The organism is Streptomyces sp. NPDC031479 (assembly GCF_055581065.1).
Genome location: NZ_JBVIKC010000038.1, coordinates 22508 through 39244 on the forward strand (window position 1 = coordinate 22508; position 16737 = coordinate 39244).

General features: G+C 74.4%; 12 protein-coding genes and 1 pseudogene. 8 read left to right on the forward strand and 5 right to left on the reverse strand.

Features of this window, described 5'->3' with window-relative positions:
* Positions 1–531: 531 nt before the first annotated feature.
* Positions 532–2337 (forward strand): annotated as a pseudogene (locus ACZ5D2_RS30780) (helix-turn-helix domain-containing protein); the annotation flags it as partial.
* Here ACZ5D2_RS30780 and ACZ5D2_RS30785 read toward each other — a convergent pair.
* A complete protein-coding gene (locus tag ACZ5D2_RS30785) occupies positions 2327–3631 on the reverse strand; it encodes an IS701 family transposase (RefSeq protein ID WP_468933870.1) in 1305 nt (434 codons plus the stop codon). The pseudogene ACZ5D2_RS30780 and the gene ACZ5D2_RS30785 overlap by 11 nt on opposite strands.
* A 513-nt stretch (positions 3632–4144) precedes the next feature.
* On the opposite strand from ACZ5D2_RS30785, the gene ACZ5D2_RS30790 reads away from it, so the two are divergent.
* The 4 genes from ACZ5D2_RS30790 to ACZ5D2_RS30805 all read left to right on the forward strand — a co-directional run bounded on the left by ACZ5D2_RS30790 (position 4145) and on the right by ACZ5D2_RS30805 (position 9305).
* On the forward strand, positions 4145–6580 hold the full coding sequence (locus ACZ5D2_RS30790; protein ID WP_468933873.1) for a beta-glucosidase: 2436 nt from the start codon (positions 4145–4147) through the stop codon (positions 6578–6580).
* Between the two features lie 33 nt (positions 6581–6613).
* On the forward strand, positions 6614–8020 hold the full coding sequence (gene hflX / locus ACZ5D2_RS30795) for a GTPase HflX (protein ID WP_331733460.1): 1407 nt from the start codon (positions 6614–6616) through the stop codon (positions 8018–8020).
* 186 nt (positions 8021–8206) lie between these two features.
* Entirely contained in the window at positions 8207–8389 is a 183-nt protein-coding gene (locus tag ACZ5D2_RS30800; protein ID WP_266845177.1) for a DUF5302 domain-containing protein, read from the forward strand.
* Between the two features lie 364 nt (positions 8390–8753).
* Positions 8754–9305 (forward strand): DUF1772 domain-containing protein, encoded by a 552-nt coding sequence (locus ACZ5D2_RS30805; protein WP_331733455.1) that lies wholly within the window; start codon positions 8754–8756, stop codon positions 9303–9305.
* Here ACZ5D2_RS30805 and ACZ5D2_RS30810 read toward each other — a convergent pair.
* Positions 9302–9799: an anthrone oxygenase family protein gene (locus ACZ5D2_RS30810; RefSeq protein ID WP_468933877.1), complete on the reverse strand. Its 498-nt coding sequence runs from the start codon at positions 9797–9799 to the stop codon at positions 9302–9304. The two genes, ACZ5D2_RS30805 and ACZ5D2_RS30810, sit on opposite strands and share 4 nt — an antisense overlap.
* A gap of 232 nt (positions 9800–10031) precedes the next feature.
* On the opposite strand from ACZ5D2_RS30810, the gene gdhA reads away from it, so the two are divergent.
* The 3 genes from gdhA to ACZ5D2_RS30825 all read left to right on the forward strand — a co-directional run bounded on the left by gdhA (position 10032) and on the right by ACZ5D2_RS30825 (position 13735).
* Positions 10032–11381: an NADP-specific glutamate dehydrogenase gene (gdhA, locus tag ACZ5D2_RS30815; RefSeq protein WP_468933880.1), complete on the forward strand. Its 1350-nt coding sequence runs from the start codon at positions 10032–10034 to the stop codon at positions 11379–11381.
* A gap of 216 nt (positions 11382–11597) precedes the next feature.
* Positions 11598–12956: an AMP-binding protein gene (locus tag ACZ5D2_RS30820; RefSeq protein WP_468933883.1), complete on the forward strand. Its 1359-nt coding sequence runs from the start codon at positions 11598–11600 to the stop codon at positions 12954–12956.
* A complete protein-coding gene (locus tag ACZ5D2_RS30825) occupies positions 12953–13735 on the forward strand; it encodes a thioesterase II family protein (protein ID WP_331733443.1) in 783 nt (260 codons plus the stop codon). Before ACZ5D2_RS30820 ends, ACZ5D2_RS30825 begins: the two co-directional genes overlap by 4 nt.
* A 33-nt stretch (positions 13736–13768) precedes the next feature.
* Here the strand turns inward: ACZ5D2_RS30825 and ACZ5D2_RS30830 are convergent, their stop codons facing one another.
* The 3 genes from ACZ5D2_RS30830 to ACZ5D2_RS30840 all read right to left on the reverse strand — a co-directional run bounded on the left by ACZ5D2_RS30830 (position 13769) and on the right by ACZ5D2_RS30840 (position 16606).
* Positions 13769–14665: an RNA polymerase sigma-70 factor gene (locus ACZ5D2_RS30830; protein ID WP_331733701.1), complete on the reverse strand. Its 897-nt coding sequence runs from the start codon at positions 14663–14665 to the stop codon at positions 13769–13771.
* 96 nt (positions 14666–14761) lie between these two features.
* The gene (locus tag ACZ5D2_RS30835) at positions 14762–15949 is read right to left on the reverse strand and encodes an NAD(P)/FAD-dependent oxidoreductase (protein WP_331733440.1); all 1188 of its coding nucleotides are present in this window, start codon (positions 15947–15949) and stop codon (positions 14762–14764) included.
* Between the two features lie 201 nt (positions 15950–16150).
* The gene (locus tag ACZ5D2_RS30840) at positions 16151–16606 is read right to left on the reverse strand and encodes a MarR family winged helix-turn-helix transcriptional regulator (RefSeq protein ID WP_331733437.1); all 456 of its coding nucleotides are present in this window, start codon (positions 16604–16606) and stop codon (positions 16151–16153) included.
* Positions 16607–16737 lie beyond the last annotated feature (131 nt).

Here is a 16737-nt window from a genome sequence, read left to right on the forward strand (position 1 = left end):
GCCGGGCGCGGGCGCGGTCGACACCACGGCGGAGTTCCCGCCGGAACCGCTCTTCCCCGAGGCACGGGCGGCGGTCCGCGGGGCCGTCGCCGCCCGTACGCGACCGTACGGGTCTGCGCGCACCGGGCGCCCACCCTCCTCGGCCGGCCCGCCGGGCCGCCGCTCACCGCGGTGGCCCGGCCCGCCGCCTGAGATCCGTCGGAGCCCCGGCCGAGGTCCGCTCGCGGCCCACCGGAACGCGACAGTCCGCCCGCGCCCCGTACGGCATCCGCGCGGAGCGGACGGCGGCCGCCCGTACCGGAAAACCGGGGCGCTCCCGGCGCGAACCGGTCAGCGTACGACCGGGGCGGGGCACGGGCCAAGGTGGCGCGGGCACCCGTCAAAGGCCCCGCCGGGGCCGCCGGAGGTGCTCCGGCCACCACCCGGCCGGGCGGCCGCGAAGGCCCGTAGTCCGGTTGACGCCCCTTCACGGCGGACGTTACGTTCCCGGCCACCGAACAGATCGGCCGATTTCGTCCCAGGGGGGTAGCGATGACGGGGGAGGACTCCCAGACCGAGGACGACGTACTGCGCGTCCTCGAACTCCTGGCGGGCGAGGCGCCCGCCCGCGCCTACGACCAGCTCCTCGCCGGCGCCCGCTCCGGCGCCGCGCGCACCGAACGGCTCGAACGTGCCACGTTCCTGGCCCGCGAGGTGAGCGCCCTCTTCGAACGGCGCAGCCGGCGCGAGGCCGAACTCGCCGCCCTCGTCGACGCCGCACGCGACCTCAGCAGCCCGGGCGGTCTCGACGAGACCCTGCGCCTGATCACCCGCCGGGCCCGCCTCATGACCAACATGGACCTCGCCTGCACCGTCCTGGTCGACGAGGACACCGGCGACGCCACCCTCACCACCGCCGACGGCGCGGTCAGCGCCCTCACCGTCGGCTACCGGATACCCGCCGGGGCCGTGCCCGCCGCCGTTCCCGGCGAACCGCCCGCCCCCTTCTGGACCGCCGACCACCTCGCCGACGACCGCACCACCCACGCCACCGCCCTCGACGAGGTCCTGCACGCCGAGGCCCTGCAGGCCGTGCTCGGCGTCCCGCTGTGCGCCGACGGCCGTCACATCGGACACCTGTACGTCGCCGCGCGCGGCATCCACCACTTCACCCCCGACGAGGTCGCCCTCATGCGCTCCCTCGCCGACCTCTCCGCCAGCGCCGTCCGGACCGCCCGGACCCTGGAGGGCGTCCGGACCGCCAACGCCGAACTGGCCCGCGCCGACGTGCGGGTGCGCGCCTCCCTCAGCGAGGCCCTGCGCGCCCACCGGGTCCAGAACGACCTGGCCAAGCTCGTCCTGGACGGCCTCGGCCTGGACGCGCTCCTCGCCCGTGCCGCGGCGGACCTCGGCGGCAGCCTCGCCGTCCGCGGCGAGGGCGGCGAACGGCTCGCCGAACACGGCCGCCTGCCGCGCACGGACGACGCGGAACTGGCCCGCGTCCGGCTCAACGCGGCGGCGACCGGCGTCGCCTGCCCCCTGTCCGACGGCACCTGGGTCGTGCCGCTCTCCGTGCGCTCCCAGGACATCGGCTGCCTGCTCTTCCACCCGGCCGCCGGCGCCGGGGCGCCCGCCGACCAGCTCCTGGTCTCCTACGCCCGTACCGTGGCGCTGCTGCTCGTCGTACAGCGCTCCGGCACGGTCGAGGGACAGGTCCACGACGACCTGCTGGCCGACCTCACCACCTGGGACGGGCCGCCCGAGCGGCTCGTCGAACGGGCCAGCCGGTTCGCCGCCGAACTGCACCGCCCGCACGTGGTGGTCGTCGCGGACCCGCAGACCGGGGCCACCGACCTCGTGGAGAGCTGGGCCAGCGGCTACGTCCGCCACCGGCGCGGCATGAAGACCGTCCAGGCCGGCCGGCTCGTCCTGCTGCTGCCCGGCGAGGACGCGGCGGCCGTCGCCGAGGAGGTCCGCGCCGCCCTCGCAGCGGCCACCGGCGCCCAGGTCACCGCCGGTGCCTGCGGTCCCACCCGGGGTGCCGACGCCGTCCACACCGCCTACCAGCAGGCCGTGCGCTGCCTCCAGGCCCTCGTCGCCCTCGGCGGGACGGGCCGCTCCGCCGCCGCGCGCGACCTCGGCTTCCTCGGCATGCTCCTCGCCGGGGACCACGACATCGCCGGATTCGTCGAACGCACCCTGGGCCCGCTCCTCGACCACGACGCGGAACGCTTCGGCAACCTGGTGGAGACCCTGGAGGGCTGGTTCAGCGCCGCGGGCAGTCCCACCCGCGCGGCCGAGATCCTCTACGTCCACCCCAACACGGTCTCCCGCCGCCTGGAGCGCATCACCCAGCTGCTGGGCCGTGACTGGCAGCATCCGGACCAGGCACTGGAACTCCAGCTCGCCCTGCGGCTGCAACGGGCGCGCACCTGCCTCGACCCCGAACCCGCCGGCCCCCCTGCAACGGTGCGGACGTGACCTGCCCGCCCCCCAGGTGCAGGCCGCCGCCCAGCAGCCGCGAGGCGTGGGCCAGCGACACCAGCGTCGCGTGCCGGTGCCAGCCGTGGTACGAACGCCCCTCGAAGTCCAGGGCCCCCACCGACAGGCTCGTCCCGCGGAAGTCGGCGTCGGCCCGCCCGATCAGCCGGCCCAGCCCCAACAGGGCACCCCGGCCGGCGCCGGACATGCCGGTCAGCCACAGCTCCGCCACCTCCCGGCGGTCCGGATCCCACACCCCGACCAGGGTCAGCGCCGACGGCCCGGGCGGCCCGCCGGGCAGCCGCACCGGCAGCAGACCCACCAGCGAGGTCCGGGTGTGCCCCGGCCACGCCGGGTCGTGCCACTGCACGGGGCGCCGCTGGGAGCGCGCCAGTTCCGCGAGCCCGCCCGCCGACCCGGCCACCGCCCGGCTGCGCCCCGCGGACAGGCTCGGCGCCAGCAGCCCCGTACCGGCTCCCACCCGGATCAGGAACGGCAGCCGCGCCCGGGAGAACGCCTCCACCAGCGGCAGCACGCCCTCCTCCCGGGCGTCCGCCACCACCGGCAGCGCGGAGGCGCCCCATCCGGCCGTCTCCAGCACCATGTCCACGGCCAGCGCCTCCGCCGTGCGCGGATCCGCCGAGTCCTCCGGTATCGCGGCCCGCCGGCGCAGCTCCGTGTCGTCCAGCCAGTCGCCGCTCAGCGACAGCCGCCAGTTGACGGGCGCCGCGCCCGCGCCCGAGGCCAGCCACAGCCCGTATCCGTGCTGGCTGTTGACCACCTGCCCCAGCTGCGGGACGAACCGCCGCCCCACACCCACCGAATGACGGCCCGTCTTCGGGATCACCAGCGGCCGCACCACCCAGGCCCGCGGCGCGAGCAGCCGCTCCAGCCCGGCCGTCAGCTCCGCCCGCAGCGGCGACCAGTCCCAGGTGGAACAGCTGATGAAGTGGTGCAGGCTCTGCTCCGCCGAGCGGCGGCCCGTGGTCGCGGCGAGGTTGCGCATCGTCTTGCGGCCGGGGGTGTTCAGCAGCCCGTGCACGTAGAGCTCGCCCTTGTGACGCTGGTCCCGGCGGCGCAGCGACCCCAGCACCGACGTGCACAGCGCCCGCACCTCCGCGGACTGGTCACCTGTCGGGGTCTCGGCTTCCACCGGGCGGATGGCCCTCATGGCGCTCCTCGCGTTCTGCACCCCGGAACGTGGGGGCCGGGGCAGGTCAATTGGGTACCTCCACCGTCACCCCCGTACCGGCGGGCGCCCAGGTAGGCCGGAACCACACTTCCCGGCGCCGGCCGGGGTGGCCGCCCGGTCCCGGCCCACCGCCGACGCGCACCGCCCCGGGTGGTGACCCGGCCACCACCCGGGGCCCGCCGGAGCCCGTACGGGGCCCCTCGGTCGCCCTCCGCGGCGCCCGCCGCGGGCCGCCGGCCCCGCGGATCCCTTTCCCCGTACGGCCGAACAGCACCGGAACCGCGTACTCCGAACAGTGTGGCCGGGGAACCTCGCCACCCCGGCGGATCTCCGGAAGCGTGGAGGTGCGCGTACCCGGCGTCCGTCCCGGGGCAGCTGCGCGCCCACACCCAGGGAGACCACATGCCGTCCCGCACGCCAGGGGACCCGATACCCCGCCTCCGCAGCAGACTCCGCAGCCCTGGGCGGCGGGGCCCGCGCCGGGCCGCTCGCGTGCTCGCCGTCTGCGCGGCGCTCTTCTGCACCGGCAGCCTCCTCACCCCGGCCGCCGGGCACGCCGTCGGGGCCGCCACCGAGGGCAGCCCCCGCGTCCGGGCGCTGGTCGCGCGGATGACCCTCGACGAGAAGCTGTCCTTCGTCCACTGGACGGCCGGTCCCACCGGCGGCCCCCTCGCCCGCGGCGTCGGCTACCTGCCGGGCGTGCCCCGCCTCGGAATACCGCCGCTCCAGGCCTCCGACGGCCCCGTCGGGGTCCGCCTCAACGGGGTGCGGGCCACCGCGCTGCCCACCCCGACCGCCCTCGCCGCGACCTTCGACGACTCCCTCGCCACCGCCTACGGCACCGTCCTCGGCCACGAGGGCCGCGCCCTGGGCCAGGACGTGGTCCTCGGACCGATGGTCAACACCATCCGGGTGCCCCACGGCGGCCGCAACTTCGAGACGTTCAGCGAGGACCCCCTCGTCACCTCCCGCACCGCCGCCGCCCAGATCAAGGGCATCCAGAGCCAGGGCCTGATGGCCACGGTCAAGCACTTCGCGGGCAACAACCAGGAGACCGACCGCTTCACCGTGGACGCCTCCATCGACGAGCAGACCCTCCAGGAAGTCGAACTCCCCGCCTTCCGCAGCGCCGTCGACGCCGGCGCCGCCGCCGTCATGTGCTCCTACAACGGCGTCAACGGCACCCCCTCCTGCGGCAACGACCAGCTCCTGCAGAAGGTCCTGCGCGAACAGTGGGGCTTCAAGGGGTGGGTGATGTCCGACTGGCTCGCCACCCACGCCACCACCGACCTGACCAAGGGCCTGGACCAGGAACTCGGCCTGGAGATGGGCAAGCCCACCGACCCGGTCCCCGACGCCAGGCACTTCGGCGCCGCCCTGCGCGCCGCCCTGCGCGACGGCACCGTCCCCCAGGCCGCCCTCGACCGCTCCGTCACCCGCATCGTCGGGCAGATGGAACGCTTCGGCCTCCTCGACGCCGCCCGCCCGCGCCCCGCGCGCGACGCACAGGCCGGCCGCGACACCGCCCGCCGGATCGCCGAGAACGGCGCCGTCCTGCTGCGCAACACCACCGTCGCCGGCCGCCCGGCCCTGCCCCTCACCGGCCCGGCCGGCTCGGACCTCGCCGTCATCGGCGACAGCGCCCTGCGCCCCAAGGTGTCCGGCCTGGGCAGCGCGCACGTGGTGCCCGACGGTGCCGGGGCGCCCCTGGACGCCCTGCGCGAACGGGCCGGATCCGGCGCCACCGTCCGCTACGAGCCGGGCGTCGACCGCCTCGGCACACCGCTCACCGCCGAGCAGCTCAGCCCCGCCTTCACGGGTGGCAGGCAGCTCGACCCGGGCGGCGACCGCACCTTCTACGACGGCACCCTGACCGTTCCCGCCGACGGCGACTACCGCATCGGCCTGCGCGTCGACGGCGGCCTGGCCGTCCTCCAGATCGACGGCCAGAGCCCCGTCTACGCGGCCGACTCCTTCAGCGAGACCACCAGCGTCGTCCTGCGCCTGACCCGCGGCACGCACAAACTGTCCATGAACGGCTGGGCGTGGCCCGACCGCCCGCTGTCCGTCGACCTCACCTGGGTCACCCCGGAGCAGGCCGCGCGCAACCTCGACCGCGCCGTCGCCGCCGCGTCCGCCGCCCGGACCGCGGTCGTCTTCGTCCAGGACGAGGGCTCCGAGGGCTACGACCGCCCCTCCCTCTCCCTGCCGGACGGCCAGGACGAGCTCGTCACCGCCGTCACCCGGGCCAACCCGAACACCGTCGTCGTCCTCAACACCGGCTCCTCGGTGCTGATGCCGTGGCTCTCCGGCACCGCCGCCGTCCTCGACATGTGGTACCCGGGCCAGGAAGGGGCCCGGGCCACGGCGGCCCTGCTGTACGGGGACGCCAACCCCAGCGGCAAGCTCACCCAGACCTTCCCCGCCTCCGAGAGCGCCCAGCCGATGGCCGGGCACCCCGAGCGCTTCCCCGGCGTCGGCGGCAAGCAGACGTACAGCGAGGGCGTCAACGTCGGCCACCGCTGGTACGAGCAGCAGGGCGTCGCCCCGCTCTTCCCCTTCGGGCACGGCCTGTCCTACACCACCTTCGACTACCGCGACCTGGCCGTGGAACGCACCGGCGCGGGCGCCGCCGTCCACGTCACGGTCCGCAACACCGGCTCCGTCGCGGGCAAGGAGGCGGTCCAGGTCTACCTCGGCCCCAGCGGCCTCGTCTCCGCCCCGCAGGCCGTCCGCGCACTCGCCGCCTACACCAAGGTCTCCCTGGAGCCGGGCGAGGAGAAGCGCGTCACCCTGCCCGTCGACGCCCGTCGGCTCCAGTACTGGGACACCCGCGGGCACGCCTGGCAGAACGCCCCCGGCCCCCGCACGGTCACCGTCGGATCGTCCTCCGCGGACATCCGTCTCACCGGCCGTCTGAACCAGTGATCCACCCCACCCACCCCTTCTGAGAGGAAGCGCATGACCGCCACAGAGCAGCCCGGCACCACCACCCGCCCCATCGGCGCCGCCGACGCCATCGACGCCCGGGAGGAGACCGGACTGCGCCACGTCGCAGGCCTGTCGACCGAACTGCGCGACGTCGTCGAGGTCGAGCAGCGTCAGGTCCGCCTCGAACGCGTGGTGCTGGTCGGAGTGTGGACCTCCGGCTCGGCCGCGGAGGCGGAGAGCTCACTCGCCGAGCTGGCCGCCCTCGCCGAGACGGCGGGCGCCCTCGTGCTCGACGGAGTCATCCAGCGCCGCGACAAGCCGGACCCGGCCACCTACATCGGCTCGGGCAAGGCGAAGGAGCTGCGCGAGATCGTCGAGCGGACCGGTGCCGACACGGTGGTGTGCGACGGCGAGCTGAGCCCCTCCCAGCTGGTCCGGCTGGAGGAGTTCGTCCAGGTCAAGGTCGTGGACCGGACCGCCCTGATCCTCGACATCTTCGCGCAGCGGGCCACGTCCCGCGAGGGCAAGGCGCAGGTCGCGCTCGCGCAGATGCAGTACATGCTGCCGCGCCTGCGCGGCTGGGGCGCCTCGCTGTCCCGGCAGATGGGCGGCGGCGGCGCCGGGGGCGGCGGCATGGCCACCCGCGGCCCCGGCGAGACGAAGATCGAGACGGACCGGCGCCGGCTGCGCGACAAGATGGCCAAGATGCGCAGGGACATCGACGAGATGAAGACCGCGCGCGACCTCAAGCGCCAGGAGCGCCGTCGCAACAAGGTCCCCTCGGTCGCCATCGCGGGCTACACCAACGCGGGCAAGTCCTCGCTGCTCAACCGGCTCACGGGGGCCGAGGTCCACGTCCAGAACGCCCTGTTCGCCACCCTCGATCCGACCGTGCGCCGGTCCGAGACGCCCGCCGGGCGGGCCTACACCCTGGCCGACACCGTGGGATTCGTCCGCCACCTGCCCCACCAGCTCGTCGACGCCTTCCGTTCCACCCTGGAGGAGGTCGCCGAGGCGGACCTCATCCTGCACGTGGTCGACGGCTCGCACCCCGACCCGGAGGCCCAGATCGAGGCCGTGCGCGCCGTCGTCGGCGAGGTCGGCGGCGCCGGCGTGCCGGAGGTCGTCGTGGTCAACAAGGCCGACACCGCCTCCGCGCAGACCCTGGAGCGGCTGCTGGCGGCCGAGCCGGGAGCCGTCGTCGTGTCCGCCCGTACCGGGGAGGGAGTTCCCGAGCTGCTGGCCCGGATCGAGGCGGGGCTGCCGCACCCCGAGACCGAGATCGAGGTGCTCATCCCGTACACCGAGGGCCACCTGGTCGCGCGGATCCACTCCGACGGGGAGATCCTCGCCGAGAGCCACGAGGAGAGCGGAACCCTCCTGAAGGCCAACGTGGACGCCGCGCTCGCCGCCGAACTCGCCGGCTACGTGGCCTGACCCGCCCCGCCCGCCACCGGCCCGTCCGGCACGCTTTCCGGCGTGCCGGACGGGCCTTCCGCATCTCCCCTTCACGAAAAGTCGGGAGGGTGGCTGGATTTGTTCAGTCGGGCGGGGAAGAGGGTCGCCATATCGCTGCTGGGATGTCACACTAAAACGGCTCTAGAAAATGCTCAGGAGGTACGTATGACTGATACGCCGGAAAACCACGCCGCTGAGACCGATAGCAAGCGAAAGTTCCGCGAGGCTCTGGAGCGCAAGGTCCGCACCAACCGCTCGCAGCAGGCTCACCTGGAAGGACGGTCCAAGATCAACGGGCTCAACGGGCCCAACGTCCAGAACCGCAACTTCCGTCGTAAGGCCGGCTGAGCCGCCCCAGGTCGTTTTCTCAAGGCTGCCGCGATCCGATGCGCATCGGATCGCGGCAGCCTTTTTGTATTCCGTTGGAGCCTCGGTGGAGGGGGCCTGGAATTGGCCTGGAGTATCCGATGAGAAAGATCTGTGCGGCATTCGGTATTCGGACTCCGTTTGTTGATTGCGAATCGGGTGGAGCCGGAAAAGAAATCGGATAGCCGGTTTCCCGCGCACCCGGGACGCACCCGGGACGCACCCGGGACGCGCCCGGGACGCCCGTAGCGCGTCGCGGCAAAACCCTGGCCGCGTGGCCGGGCGGGATGCCACCATCGGCCGCGCGCGGGCACGAGGCCCGTCGGCGACGGGGGAGGACACGCCCATGGAAGCGGAACGGACACGACCGCGCGGTGGCGGACACGAGGGCGGGGGAAGAACCCGGGCGGCGGGCTTCCTGCTGGGGCTGGCGACCGTACTGGTCGGCCTGATGGCGGGCCTGTTCTTCGCCTTCGACATCTCGGTGATGCCGGGGCTGGCCGCCTCCGACGACCGTACGTACGTCACCGCCATGCAGCACTTCAACGCCGCCATCGACGGCAACGGCCTCTTCGGCACGGTCTTCCTGCTCGCGCTGCTCGCCGCGGCGGCCTCGGCGGTCGTCGAGTTCCGCGGCGGGCGGCGCCGGGTCGCGCTCTGTGCGGGCGCGGCCGCCGCCGCCTACCTCGCCGTCCTCGTCATCACCTTCACGGTGAACATCCCGCTCAACAACGAGCTCGCGGCCGTCGGTGACGCGGCGAAGGCCACCGCTTTCCCGGTGCTCGACAAGTTCAAGGGCACCTGGGTCACCACGAACATCATCCGCACGCTGCTCTGCACCGCCGCCCTGACCGCCCTGGCCCGAGCCCTCCTCCTGCACGGCCGCGACACCCCCTAGCGGGACTGTCCGTAGAGGACCAGTGCCCACGCCAGCAGGCCGGTCGCCGCCGTGCACAACAGCGTGCGCCACACGTTGGCGCGGACCCACGGGCCCTCGAACGCGCGGCGCACGGCGGCCGGGTCGGCCAGTCCGTCCGCCGGGCCGGCCTGCTCCAGGGCGTTGTTGAGCGGGATGTTCACCCGCCCCGTGACGACCAGCGCGAGGACGCTCGCCACGAACGCCCCGATCAGCGGAGGCAGCACCTCCCGCCCGTCCGCGGGCAGGTGCAGGACCAGGGCGAGCCCGGTGAACAGCGGCGCGCCCAGATACCCGGCCAGGAACCAGCCGTTGAGGATCGCGACGTTGACCCGCTGCATCACCTCCACGGCCGTCCGGTCGCCCGCACCGCGCAGGGCGGGCATGACCGCCACCGCGAATCCGTAGAAGAGCCCGCTCACCAGACCCGTCGTCACCACCGCCGCGATCAGCGAAGCCATCCGTGCCGTCTCCACGCAGCCCTCTTCCTCGCGCTCGTGTCGCCCCCCGTCGGACCGTCCAAGCGACGGGGAGCCGGTCCGGGGCGATCCTACGGCTCGCCGACGGCCACGTCCCGACATATCCGACGCGGCCCAAAGTCCCAGTTCAGCGCCTTGGGAGAGGCTTTGCCGGGGCACAGCCCGGGCGCGGTACGCTCCTTCGGCCGGGCCCGCACGCCCCCCGACAGACATCGGAGAGGAAACAGACGTGACCGACGCCAAGGACAGGCTGGACGTACTGCGGGCGGACATCGAGCGCCGCAACCCCGCACAGCCCGAGTTCCACCAGGCCGTACGTGAGGTCCTGGACACCCTGGCCCCCGTTCTCGCCGCACGTCCCGAGTACGCCGAGGCCGGCCTCGTCGAGCGGCTCCTGGAGCCCGAGCGCCAGATCATCTTCCGCGTGCCGTGGACCGACGACCGGGGCCGGGTGCACGTCAACCGCGGCTACCGCGTCGAGTTCAACAGCGCGCTGGGCCCCTACAAGGGCGGCCTGCGCTTCCACCCGTCGGTGGACATCGGCGTCGTGAAGTTCCTCGGGTTCGAGCAGATCTTCAAGAACGCCCTGACCGGCCTCGGCATCGGCGGCGGCAAGGGCGGCAGCGACTTCGACCCGCGCGGCAAGTCCGACGCCGAAGTCATGCGCTTCTGCCAGTCCTTCATGACCGAGCTGTCCCGCCACATCGGCGAGCACACCGACGTCCCGGCCGGTGACATCGGCGTCGGCGGCCGCGAGATCGGCTACCTCTTCGGCCAGTACCGGCGCATCACCAACCGCTGGGAGGCCGGCGTCCTGACCGGCAAGGGCCAGGGCTGGGGCGGGTCCGCGATCCGCCCCGAGGCCACCGGCTACGGCGCGGTGCTGTTCGCCTCCGAGATGCTCGCGGTCCGCGGCGAGTCGCTGGACGGCCTCTCCGCGGTGGTCTCCGGCTCCGGCAACGTCGCCCTGTACACGATCGAGAAGCTCCAGCAGCTCGGCGCCAACCCGCTGACGGCCTCCGACTCCTCTGGCTACGTCGTCGACGACAAGGGCATCGACCTCGCCCTGCTCAAGCAGATCAAGGAGGTCGAGCGCGGCCGCATCGACGAGTACGCCGCCCGCCGCGGGTCCTCGGCCCGCTTCGTGCGGGGCGGACGGGTCTGGGAGGTGCCGGCGGACGTCGCCTTCCCGTCGGCGACCCAGAACGAGCTGGGCGTCCAGGACGCGCGCACGCTCGTCGCGAACGGCGTCAAGGCCGTCTCGGAGGGCGCGAACATGCCCACCACCCCCGACGCGGTGCACCTGTTCCAGGCGGCGGGCGTCGCCTTCGGGCCGGGCAAGGCCGCCAACGCGGGCGGCGTCGCCGTCAGCGCGCTGGAAATGGCGCAGAACGCGGGCCGGGTGGCGTGGAGCCGCGACAAGGTCGAGGAGGAGCTCGCGGGCATCATGCGGTCGATCCACGCGGTCTCCCACGAGACGGCGGCCCGCTACGGCGCCGCGGGCGACTACGTGACGGGCGCCAACATCGCCGGCTTCGAGCGCGTGGCCGACGCGATGCTGGCCCAGGGCGTCATCTAGCCAGAACGCAGTCGCGGGCGCCGTCGCGGGCGCGGTCCCGGGCACCGGTACCGGACGCCGTCCCGGTCACCGGTACCGGGCACCGCTCCCGCGCGTCGTCCCGCACGGCCGTGGTGGTTCCGCCCCGCCCCAGGGGTGGGCGGGGCGGGGCCGCTCGGCCGGGAGTCAGGCGGGGGAACGTAGCCTGGCCTCCCACCACCGACAGGGAGTTGCCGCGTGCTGACCGCACTGGACGGGACGTACGGCGACCGCGCGGACGCCATCGGCGTCGCCGGCCGCACCGCTTCGTACGAGGAACTGCTGGGCGCGGCGGGCGCCGTGGCCGCCGACATCGCGGGCGCCCCCGCCGTCGCCGTGACCGCGACCGCCTCCCTGGAGACCGTCGCCGCCGTCGTCGGCGCGCTGCTCGCCGGGGTGCCCTGCGTACCGCTGCCCCCCGACGCCGGCCCCGCCGAACGCGACCACATCCTGCGCGACTCCGGCGCCGTCGGGATCGAAGTCGACTTCGCCCGGCGCGCCGCACCGCCCTCCGCCGCTCCCGGCGCCTCCCCGCGGGATCCCGCGCTGATCCTGTACACCTCCGGCACCACCGGCCCGCCCAAGGGCGTGGTCCTCGCCGCCGACGCCCTCGCGGCCGACCTCGACGCCCTCGCCGAAGCCTGGCAGTGGAGCGCCGAGGACACCCTCGTGCACGGGCTCCCGCTCTTCCACGTGCACGGCCTCGTCCTCGGCGTCCTCGGCGCCCTGCGCACCGGCAGCCGCCTCGTGCACACCGGCCGCCCGACCCCGCAGGCCTACGCCGCCGCGGGCGGCAGCCTGTACTTCGGGGTGCCGACCGTCTGGTCCCGCGTGGCCGCCGACCCGGGGGCGGCCGCCGCCCTGTCCGGGGCCCGCCTCCTGGTCTCCGGCAGCGCCCCGCTGCCCGCCCCCGTCTTCCGGGACCTGGAACGCCTCACCGGGCACCGCCCCGTCGAGCGCTACGGCATGACCGAAACGCTGATCACCGTCAGCGGCCGGGCCGGCGGCGCGGTGCGCCCCGGCACCGTCGGCACCCCGCTCCCCGGCATCCGGACCCGCATCGCCGCCGAGCCGGGCGCCGAGATCGGCGAACTCCAGCTGACCGGACCCACGCTGTTCTCCGGATACCTGGGCCGCCCCGAGGCCACCGCGGCCGCGTACACCGAGGACGGGTGGTTCCGTACGGGCGACATCGCGACCGTCGACGAGAGCGACGGCGTCCACCGCATCGTCGGCCGCGCCTCCATCGACATGATCAAGTCCGGTGGCTACCGCATCGGCGCGGGCGAGATCGAGAACGCCCTGCTGGACCACCCCAAGGTGAGCGAGGCGGCCGTCGTGGGCGTCCCCGACACCGACCTCGGGCAGCGGATCGTCGCCTTCGTCGTCGCCGAAGGGGTCACCGGCGCCGAACTGACCGACTTCGTCGCCGCCCACCTGTCGGTCCACAAACGCCCCCGCGAGGTCCGCTTCGTGGCCTCCGTACCGCGCAACGCCATGGGCAAGCCGCAGAAGAAGCTGCTGCTCGACGACCACTTCGGCGGGGAAGCGCGATGACCGCCCCCGCCGGCACCCGCCGCGACCCCTGGCTCCGCCGCTTCCACCCGACGGCGCACCTCCCGACCGCGCCCGTCCTGGTCGTCCTCCCGCACGCGGGCGGGAACGCCTCCTTCTACTTCCCGTTCTCCCGCGACCTCGCCGCGCACGCCGAGGTGCTCACGGTCCAGTACCCCGGCCGCCAGGAGCGGCTGGGGGAGAGCGGCCCGGACACGGTGGCCGGGCTGGTCGACGGAGTGGAGCGGGCGCTGCTGCCGTGGCGGGAGCGGCCCGTGGTGCTGTTCGGGCACAGCATGGGCGCCGTACTCGCCTTCGAGCTGGCCCGACGGTGGGAACGCGCGGGGGAGGGCCCGCGCGGCCTGGTCCTGTCCGGGCGGCGCTCCCCGCTCGTGCACCGCGAGGAGACCCTGCACCTCCAGGGCGACGACGCCCTGATCGGACAGCTGACGGCACTCGCCGGCACCGACGCCGGACTGCTGGCGGACCCGGAGTTCCGGGAGCTGATCCTCCCGTCGCTGCGCAGCGACTACAAGGCCGTCGAGACCTACCGGTACGAGCCGGGGCCGCCGCTGCGCACCGCCGTGAGCGTGCTGTGCGGGGAGTCCGATCCACGGGCGAGCGTGGCGGAGGCCATGGGGTGGCGGGAGCTGACGGGGGCGGCCTTCACCTTCCGCTCCTTCCCCGGCGGGCACTTCTACCTGGCCGAGCGGCACGCGGACGTGGTCCGCGCGCTCGCCGAGGACCTGGCGTCCTTCGTCCCCGCGCCGGCGTCCGGCTGACGGCGCGGGGGTCCACCGCGGGGGTGGAGGGGGTCACCGGAGGGTCAGCGGCGTCTCGGAGGCGACGCGGGCGAGCTTCGCGGGGTTGCGGACGTAGTAGAGGCCGCTGATGCGGGCGTCCTCGACGCGGACCGCCATGATCCCGTCGATCTCCCCGTCGAGGCGTACGACGAGGGCCGGGCTGCCGTTGACCGCGGTGAGCTCGCAGGTGACCGCGTACCCGGACTTGGCGGAGCCGCCGAGGTAGAAGCGGGCCACCTTCCCGGCGCCGACGACCGGCCGCAGCGCGGCCTGCTTGACGCCGCCGCCGTCGCTCACCAGGACGACCTCGGGGGCGAGCACGTCGAGGAGGTCCTGCAGGTTCCTCGTTTCGAGGGCGAGCCGGAACGCCTCCACGGCCGCCCGCGCCCTGCCCGCGGAAACCGTCTGACGGGGGCGGCGGGCGTCGACGTGCCGGCGCGCGCGGTGCGCTATCTGGCGGACGGCGGCCGGGGTCTTCTCGACGGCGGCCGCGATCTCCTCGTAGTCGACGTCGAAGACCTCGCGCAGTACGAAGACGGCGCGTTCGGTCGGCGAGAGCGTCTCCAGGACCAGCATCATCGCCATCGACACGCTCTCGGCGAGCTCGACGTCCTCGGCCACGTCCGGCGTGGTGAGCAGCGGCTCGGGCAGCCACTGGCCGACGTAGGCCTCCTTGCGGCGCTGCATCGTGCGCAGCCGGTTCAGCGCCTGGCGGGTGGTGATCCGGACCAGGTAGGCGCGGTGGTCGAGGACCTGTGCCGGGTCGACCTCGACCCAGCGCAGCCAGGTCTCCTGGAGGACGTCCTCGGCGTCGGCGGCCGATCCGAGCATCTCGTAGGCGACGGTGAAGAGCAGGTTGCGCAGGGAGACGAAGGTGTCGGTCGCCGGTCCGGCGGCATGGTCGCTCAGGCGTGCGTCCACAGGGGGTCCTTGTCGTAGACGGGGCGGGGCGGGGCGGTCGGGTCGGGGCGGGTCCGGTCGGGGCGGTCGGGTCCGGTCGGGGATTCAGGGGGTGGCCGGTGTCGCGTCGCGCTCGGCGCGCAGCGGCTGCCGGCGCTTCTCGTCCTTGGCCCACCAGGTGCGCGCGCCGGGCCTGCGGGCCTCGTACCCCAGCTGCCAGGGGATGCCCTTGCAGATGAGCTCCTTGACCAGCGCGCCCGGCCGGCCGGCCAGGTGGTACTTCTTGACGGTGTCGTCCTTGTGGGCCAGTTGCAGGACGCCGGCGCGGCGGCCCAGGCTGAGGCACTGGGCGGCGAACCCCACGTCGACGGGCTCGGGCCGGGTCCCGGCGATCCGGCCGAGCACGGTCTCGGCGGCCTGCGGGCCCAGCTGGACGGCGGCCTGGCAGCTCATCCTGAACGGCAGGTCCGACGGGGCGGCCGAATCACCGGCCGCGACGATGCGTACGTCGTCCACGCTGGTCAGCGTCTCGTCCGTGAGCAGGCGGCCCAGGGCGTCGGTGGTCAGCCCGCTGCGGGCGGCCAGGTCGGGCACGCCGAATCCCGCCGTCCAGATGGTCACCGCGCTGGGCAGTTCACGGCCTCCGCCGAGCCGCACGGCATCGCGCGAGACGGCCGTCACCCTCGTGTCGGGGCCCGCGAGCACGGTCACTCCGAGCCTCGCCAGCTGCCGGGCCACCGCGCGCCGGGCCCGGGGGTGCAGGGACGGCCCGAGCAGGCCGCCGCAGACCAGGGTCACGGCGCGGCCCCGCTCCGCCAGTTCGGCGGCGGTCTCGATGCCGGTCGTGCCGCCTCCGACCACCGTCACCGGGGCCGCCGCATCCGTGGCGTCGAGGAGCGGGCGCAGCCGCCTCGCCTCCTCCAGGCCGGCCAGCGGGTGGGCGAATTCGGCCGCGCCGGGCACGCGGGGGTCGGCGCTGCCGCTGCCCACCGCGTAGACGAGGTAGTCGTAGGCGACGGGAGCTCCGGTCGCCAGTGTCACGGTGCGTGCGGCCGCGTCGATCCGGGTCGCGCTGTCGACCACCAGCCGGACGTCCCCGGCGAGGACCTTGCGGTAGTCGAGCACCGCCTCGTGCGTCCCGGCCACCAGCTGGTGCAGGCGGATCCGCTCGACGAAGTCCGGGCGCGGGTTGATCAGCGTCACGGTCACGTCGTCGCGCTGCGTCAGGCGGTTGGCGGCCATCACTCCGGCGTAACCGCCGCCGATCACGACCACCTCGGTGCGCTGCGTCATGGTGTCTCTCCTTCGGTCCGGCCTCGTTCGGCCTCAAGACACCGGTGGGACCGCGGCTGTGACACCTTGTGAGCCGGATCACCTCGCGGGGGCGTGCCGTGGGAGTGCCCTCGACCGCCGGCCGGTGCGTGCGGCCGGAGGTCGGTGTCCGCGACCGGCGGCCGGTGCGTGCGGCCGGCGGCCGGCGTCCACGGCGGGCGGTCAGTGCCCGGGGCGGACGGCGAGGTGGCGGGCGAGGACCTCCAGGGCCCGCGTCACCTCGGGGAGGCGCTCGGCGCCCTCCTCGCCCAGGGCCCGGGCGAGGGCCTCCTCGACCTTGGAGCCGCCCCCGGCGCGTACGGCCGCGACGCGGGCGGAGACCACGGGGGAGGGCCGCACCAGCGTCCGGCGGCGGTCGGCGGGGTCGGGCGCCGTCTCGACGGAGCCGGCCTCGCGCAGGCGGGCGACGGCGCCCGAGACCTGACTCTGCGGCAGGCCGGTGCGCTGCGCGGTCTCGCCGACGGTGGTGTCCGGGTGGGCGGCGATGTCCCCGGCGACGATGACGACGGAGCGGGTGCCGCCGGCGTACCGGCCGGAGCCGCCGGGCGGTTCGGGCAGGGCCTCCTCGCCGAGCTTCATCAAGGCGCGGCCCAGCAGGAAGAGTTCGATTCCGTCCACCGCTCCACCCTACTGCATCGCAATGGATTCATCGGAATCGATCCATCTCTCTTGATGCATCGATCTCGATGGATTACGGTGATTGCAGAGCGGCGGACGAGGGGTCCGCGCCCCGACCGTACGAAGTCGAT